Annotated in this window: 7 protein-coding genes; 5 read left to right on the top strand and 2 right to left on the bottom strand. The window is 50.6% G+C overall.

The genetic code is table 11. From position 1 onward, the window contains the following. Window positions 1-749: 749 nt before the first annotated feature. The 3 genes from AACZ40_RS27625 (at window position 750) to AACZ40_RS27615 (ending at window position 3,203) form a co-directional block, all read left to right on the top strand. A complete protein-coding gene (locus AACZ40_RS27625; RefSeq protein ID WP_339676791.1) occupies window positions 750-872 on the top strand; it encodes an H-X9-DG-CTERM domain-containing protein in 123 nt (40 codons plus the stop codon). A 759-nt stretch (window positions 873-1,631) separates the two neighbouring features. Next, window positions 1,632-1,901, top strand: coding sequence for a hypothetical protein (locus tag AACZ40_RS27620; RefSeq protein ID WP_291179322.1), 270 nt, complete (start codon window positions 1,632-1,634; stop codon window positions 1,899-1,901). A 30-nt stretch (window positions 1,902-1,931) separates the two neighbouring features. Next, window positions 1,932-3,203 (top strand): plasmid pRiA4b ORF-3 family protein, encoded by a 1,272-nt coding sequence (locus tag AACZ40_RS27615; RefSeq protein ID WP_291179325.1) that lies wholly within the window; start codon window positions 1,932-1,934, stop codon window positions 3,201-3,203. An 846-nt stretch (window positions 3,204-4,049) separates the two neighbouring features. Here AACZ40_RS27615 and AACZ40_RS27610 read toward each other — a convergent pair. Continuing rightward, window positions 4,050-4,589, bottom strand: coding sequence for a hypothetical protein (locus AACZ40_RS27610; RefSeq protein ID WP_291179328.1), 540 nt, complete (start codon window positions 4,587-4,589; stop codon window positions 4,050-4,052). Between the two features lie 209 nt (window positions 4,590-4,798). Continuing rightward, a complete protein-coding gene (locus AACZ40_RS27605) occupies window positions 4,799-5,212 on the bottom strand; it encodes a hypothetical protein (RefSeq protein ID WP_291179331.1) in 414 nt (137 codons plus the stop codon). A gap of 393 nt (window positions 5,213-5,605) precedes the next feature. On the opposite strand from AACZ40_RS27605, the gene AACZ40_RS27600 reads away from it, so the two are divergent. Both AACZ40_RS27600 and AACZ40_RS27595 read left to right on the top strand, forming a co-directional pair. Then, window positions 5,606-5,818, top strand: coding sequence for a hypothetical protein (locus AACZ40_RS27600; RefSeq protein ID WP_339676788.1), 213 nt, complete (start codon window positions 5,606-5,608; stop codon window positions 5,816-5,818). Window positions 5,819-6,060: 242 nt separating this feature from the next. Then, window positions 6,061-6,303, top strand: coding sequence for a hypothetical protein (locus tag AACZ40_RS27595; protein WP_291179337.1), 243 nt, complete (start codon window positions 6,061-6,063; stop codon window positions 6,301-6,303). The last annotated feature ends 37 nt before the right edge of the window (window positions 6,304-6,340 follow it).

Genomic DNA, 6,340 nt, shown 5'->3' with positions numbered 1-6,340 from the left:
ATGCAACAGAATTGAGGCCTCCTTGAGTCTCGCGTGTTCTTGTAACAGTGAATGTATAAATTGTGTATCCCGAATCGCCTTCATCAATCAAGTATTCACTGCTGATATTGAAAACAGACGTCAGCAGCGTCCTGTCTTCCAACTGTTCAATGTTCGTGCTTGAGCGAACGTGGCCCTGGACAGGATTTACAGAATTCCGCTGCCGAGTCAGGCGTCGAGCGCGGTTGCGGCTGTGTACGCGGGGGGAACGACAACGCTTTGAGATCGACCTAAGCCAGTTCATCAGGAGCATGATGCAGAAGACCTTATAGCCAGACTGAGCAGGTTCAGTGGTGATTTTCGAATTCAGTAATTTGAAAGTTTGAAAATTACAGGAGTGGATTGCTTGAAAACCAGAGAATCGGATTGACAAATAGTGTTCTCGTACAGAATCTATACAAAAAACCATTGAACAATACAGTACCAAAGAGATGCCTGTAATGCCAGTTAATTTATTAAGAACTGAGAGGAATTGGTATTTTACAAAAGTGGGGATAGATTCGGCATTTAGTGATGCTTAGAGAATGGTTTTTGTCCAGACAGAAAGACCATTGCTTTTAGTGAGTGCAGCAATCCACTCAGGGTCGAGCCTTGATCATTGCCCGATCAATGATGTTCCCCCGCCTAAGCCACTTTTACAATCACCTGAATAATGTGCATTTGGGGGAAATACCCTGTCATTATTTCACATACAACTCCATTGCTTTTGAATTCAATTTCCTAACTCTCCGACTCCTGATGTCGTTCATCATGGAGAGATCGTTGCTGGTGCGCGGAGTCTGCATGTCGGTGGAGCCAACGTACTTCTCTGTGATAGCAGTGTTCGCTTATAAGGCGAAAATATCCATCTGGAAAGATTACGCAATCTATTCAGCAGGATTGATGGCAATGTGCTCGGCGAATTTTAAACTGTGTCCAGTTTTACTGTAGCCTCTCCAGTGCCATTTGGACCGAGTATAACCAGGCTGAGAGTTGCTATGGTTAAATTTGATGCGATCTAGAGTATCAGCATGCCTGCCTTTCTATTCTTTGCAGACCTTCTCTGAAATTCCAGATGTGTTGTTTTAATCAACAGACTGATCCCACGACTCGCGTTCTCTTAGTTCCTTTGATTGTTTAATTCCGCATTCTTTCTGTTTGCTCCAGCGATGAGAGCCCTCACAGTCAGGCAGCAGCCGTGGAAGCTCCAGATGAGCTGATAATTAATGGCGCAACATGGCAGAGAGAACCATCCGTGGGAAACAGTGATGGGAAATTACTGTCGCACTACTTCCAATTAAATCCGAGTATGGTCGGCAGTCCTGAGTTGCCTGGCACTCTGGAAACCTGCCATGGCGCCAGGAACCGACGTCGATTTTATTGGATCAATCAGAGAGTGGAAAAAACTGCCTGGACCTGTGTGGAATACAAAGAGGGAGCTTTTCAATGATCTGAAGGGCAAGGAACCCCCTACGACAATCTCGAGCAAGATTAATGGTTCCAGGAACCGTTTTCGCTATGCTCGCTGCACTCGGCCTGGATTTTATCCGGGCTCACCCTCGTTTTTCTTTCGTGGGGTTTCGTGTTTTTCGTGGTAAATATTTCTGGATGGGATGTATCATTCTATTCCCATTGTGGGTGATTCCGGGTTGATACTCGCCAGGCGGGTCGACACATGGGTCGACCCCTACGATGAACAGGTTGGTTTTATTGTTTTGAATTGTGCGTTTGCCCTGGCAGATTCCGGTGGTCTGAGACAACCCTGGATTGCATCGAGGCGACCCGCTTCGGGTGGGTTACTCTGGGATTGGACCAGTACCGTCGATCGTTTTTTTGCCTGTCAGTATCCTGCGCGAGTTGCTAGACTGGTTGCGACTGGCTGAATGAATTTCGACAACCATAAGGAAGCCAAGATGTCTAGCAGAAAACAGACTCAATCCGGCGAAAAAGTGCCCCTCAAACTGACCGCTGCCGAGCGGAAGTTGATCCTTGATAACCAACTGTGCCTCGACCAGGATTACGAACAGATCATTCGGGAAACATCGACCGGGAAACCGGTGATGCTGAACCTCGACGACCTGTACGACTTCGGCGATGACATCGCTGCAGGGTTTGAACATTTCGAAGACGAGAAGAAACAACAGCAACTCGATGCCATATTGAAGAAAATTCGCAGTCTGCTCGATACATACACTGATGAAGAGTCTCCGCAGGTCTTAATAATGGATGATGCTCGCAGAAAACAGGTGATTTCAGATCAGATTTTTGACATCACTGAATCTACAACAATGGCACTGATAGCCATCGAGGAACTTCGTATCAAAAAAAAACCGCTCGAAAACTTCTGTCTGAAACCGGAACAGCGAGATGCGCTATTGCTGATATCCAGTCTGTCGAAGCGGATCAAGAACAAGCTGTCGAAGGAAAAACCTGTCACAGTTGAAGAAGTCTCCAGCTTGACATTGTCTCTGACAGGGGAACTGCTGAAAAGCAATGCCCAGAATCAGGTGGTACTGCTGGAGATTATCTGGCATCTGCTGGATCAGCTGGAAGAAGGGATTGCAGCGAGGACTGAACAGCTGGAAGAGATCATGTCGCAACCCAGGCAGGAACCGAATCCGGATCTGCTCTATCAGTTCAAGATCTCGCTGCTCAAATTCGAACCATCGATCTGGAGGCGGATTCAGGTTCAGGATTGCACACTCGACAAACTGCACGAACACATCCAGTCTGCTATGGGCTGGACCAACTCGCACCTGCATCAGTTTGAGATCAACGGGGAACGGTATGGTGACCCTGAACTGCTCGACGATGGTTCCGGAGGCTTTCATTGCCTGGACTCAACTGCCACGAATCTCAGTCAGATCCTCCCCCGGAAAAAGAAGCGGTTTTCCTTCAAGTACGAATACGACTTTGGTGACAGCTGGGAACATGAAGTATTGTTCGAAGGCCAACTTCCGCTGGAGAAGAACCGAAAATACCCGCTCTGTCTGGAAGGCGAGCAAGCCTGTCCCCCCGAAGACATAGGCGGGATTTGGGGCTATGCGTTTTACCTGGAAGCACTGGCCGACCCGCAGCACGAATCTCACCAAGAGTATATGGAATGGGGAGGCTCATTTGATCCCGACGAATTCGATCCCAAACGAGCAACCAGGGAGATGAAGAAGGGGCTGCCGGACTGGTAGAGAAATATGTAATGAGCTTGCCCCCAGGCTGACTCTTGTCATTCCGCTCAATCCGCCGCGGCAGCCTCCCCGACATCAGAGATAACGTGACATTCGTGGGTGATCTCGCGGAATTGCAGCGAACATCACATTTAAAGGTTCCGGGAACCGTGTTCCATCACCGAGATTCACCAGACGGATAGACACATGGGTCGACCCCTACGATGAACAGGTTGGCTTTGTGGTTCTGGATTGTGCGTTTGCCCTGGCAGTTTCCCGTTGTCTGCGACAACCCCGGATTGCATCCGGGGCTACCCGCTTCGGGAGGATTCTCCGGGTTTGTACCTGCACTGTCGGACCGGCCCGTGACACCCGAAAGCCTCTTAAGTCATCGGAATATGCCCAACAGTATACGACGGCCGTGTGCCATGGCCGGCTTGTCCGGCCGTGTCGAGTAGAGTAGCAGCCCTGTTTCGGGTGGTACGCGGCAGCGGCGACCTCCTGCTCGCTGCGCTCGGCCCGGACATGCATCCGGGCTCACCCTCTTTTTCCTTTCGTGGGGTTTTGTGTTTTTCTTGGTCGTAAAATCTGTTTGGGGTGTCTCAGTTGTTGCCATTGTGTGCGATGCCGGGATGATCCTCGCCAGGCGGGTCGACACATGGGTCGGCCCCTACGTTGAACGACAAGATTAAAGGTTCCGGGAACCGTTTCCGCTATCCCTCAGAAGTGGCTCTGGAGAAATACCCGTGACAGAAAGCCAGAACTGTCGGGTGCAGTCTGGCGATCATTCAATGCGTTTCAAAGCGTGAGCGGACTGAACCGGGCCCGCGGGCCCGGATTTCTGTCAGACTGGGTTTGTGTTTTTTACTATTCGAGATCACCCGGAGGATAGCCGAGTTCGATCGGAACAGCGGGATGGCTGCCAAAGATTAATTGTAACCGTTGCCAGATCGTGAGCTTTTTCTTCCAGGCTGCGACTGCTGCCCTCAGCTTTTCCAGGGAGGGATGTGTTTCGTCCCTCAATTCAAACAACAGGCTGCTGACTCCCGGTAGATTTTTATTCATGAATAAAGCGACGCCGAAATTAACCCTGTAGATAACCGGGGCGTCAGCTCTCAGGTAAATCGCTTTATTCAGCAGGAAACTGCGATAAATATCAATCGCCACCTGTGCGTTTCCCAGTCGAAGTTGACAGACCGCGGTCGCATTTTTGATTCCGGGTGATTTGATTTTCGATTTCGTTATCAGTTCCAGCGCTTTCGCAGGCGCGTCAGCCTGCAGCAGTCGATTTACATTTTTGAGCAGCTCCTCGAGTGCGGGATCTCTCACAGAATTGTCAATTGTTCCGTTCTGTTGCGGAAGAGTTTTTGGTTTGTTACTGACGTTCGATATGATTTTACGTTGCATGATAGACGGTCCTGTGGATCTAAGGGAAAGACTTCTGGTGAAAGTGCTGCCGGGTTTCGGGTAGTCGATGTGCGCATCGAGATTGTCTGTCATCAGCATGACAGCATCATGAAATGCGTTGGCAGCAGAAAACGATGATCGGAACTTGAGACATCCGATCCAGGCTGACGACGGAGACCCCGAAAGCGCAGTGCCCGGGGCTCAATCCATCACGTCAGCCACGTACAGAAGAGGACCTGTAAAGAAATGCCGGAAAGCACGGAGGCATGAAAGGTGCCTGCCGCATATCGGCCTGAGATTCGACAAAAAGCTTTGTCATCGTGCGTGGGGAAAGCGCTGTCAAAACCAGAGTTGCGGAGACCGGTGCCAGTTAATCCGCCGCTTCCCTGTCGGATAGCGTTTTGAGAAGACCGGTCAGGCTGCGGGCAAAAGACATAAGTCTCTGAGCAGTCCGTGGTATTCCCGGCTGCGACGCTACGTGCATTCCAGGCATGTGGTAGATCACAGACTGCTGTGGCAGAGCGCTCTGCTACTCCAGGAGTGCAGGCGAGCAGACACACAATCGTCTGAAGTATTGTGAACACAACCGTTCCCTGTCGGTTTTTGATGAAACAGCGAGCCATTCAATAGACTCTATAATAATAGTATATCCCTGCCTGTGAGATTTGAATAGAGAATATTAAACCGATTTTTCAAAATGGTTTTCTGATGATAGAGAACGGTTCCAGCAAATGGTAACGGGGGCGAAGCTACCTGCAGGATTGGTCGTTTTGGGGGATCGCCGCGCGGGTACTGCGGGCGGATAGAGGGGACATTGCAACCTGATAGAGAGGTTTCCGGGTGCCACGGACCGGCTTGGCCGGCCGTGTTGAATGAGTAGGGGATACTTTGGTTCCGGATGGTACGTGGCAGTTGCGACCTCCTGCTCGCTCCGCTCGGCCCGGATTTTATCCAGGCTCACCCTCTTTTTCTTTCGTGGTGTTTTGTGTTTTTCGTGGTAAATAATTCTGGATGGTATGTTTCATTCTGTTGCCATTGTGGGTGATTCCGGGTTGATACTTGCCAGGCGGGTCGACACATGGGTCGACCCCTACGATGAACGGGTGGGCTTTGTTGTTCTGGATTGTGCGTTTGCTCTGGCAGTTTCCTGTTGTCTGCGACAACCCCGGATTGCATCCGGGGCTACCCGCTTCGGGAGGGTTCTCCGGGTTTGTACCTGCACTACCTGACCGGCCCGGTGCCATCCGGATTCCTCTTAAGTCAATGGAATTTGCCCAACAGTATAGGAAGTCCGGGTGCCATGGAACGGCTTGGCCGGCCGTGTTGAATGAGTAGGGGATACTTTGGTTCCGGATGGTACGTGGCAGTTGCGACCTCCTGCTCGCTCCGCTCGGCCCGGATTTTATCCAGGCTCACCCTCTTTTTCTTTCGTGGTGTTTTGTGTTTTTCGTGGTAAATAATTCTGGATGGTATGTTTCATTCTGTTGCCATTGTGGGTGATTCCGGGTTGATACTTGCCAGGCGGGTCGACACATGGGTCGACCCCTACGATGAACGGGTGGGCTTTGTTGTTCTGGATTGTGCGTTTGCTCTGGCACTTTCCAGTTGTCTGCGACAACCCCGGATTGCATCCGGGGCTACCCGTGATCTGTTTTCAGTGGTTCGGGATCTTCATCTGCGGGGTGTGGAGCACTTCTTTTATAATGCTTTGTGAAACGTGTCAGGGACGTTAGCACCAGCACTGTCGGGCA

It is taken from the genome of uncultured Gimesia sp., assembly GCF_963972345.1.
Taxonomy (GTDB): domain Bacteria; phylum Planctomycetota; class Planctomycetia; order Planctomycetales; family Planctomycetaceae; genus Gimesia.
Note: the sequence above shows the minus strand (reverse complement) of the source record. Positions and strands in the feature narration are given on the sequence as shown.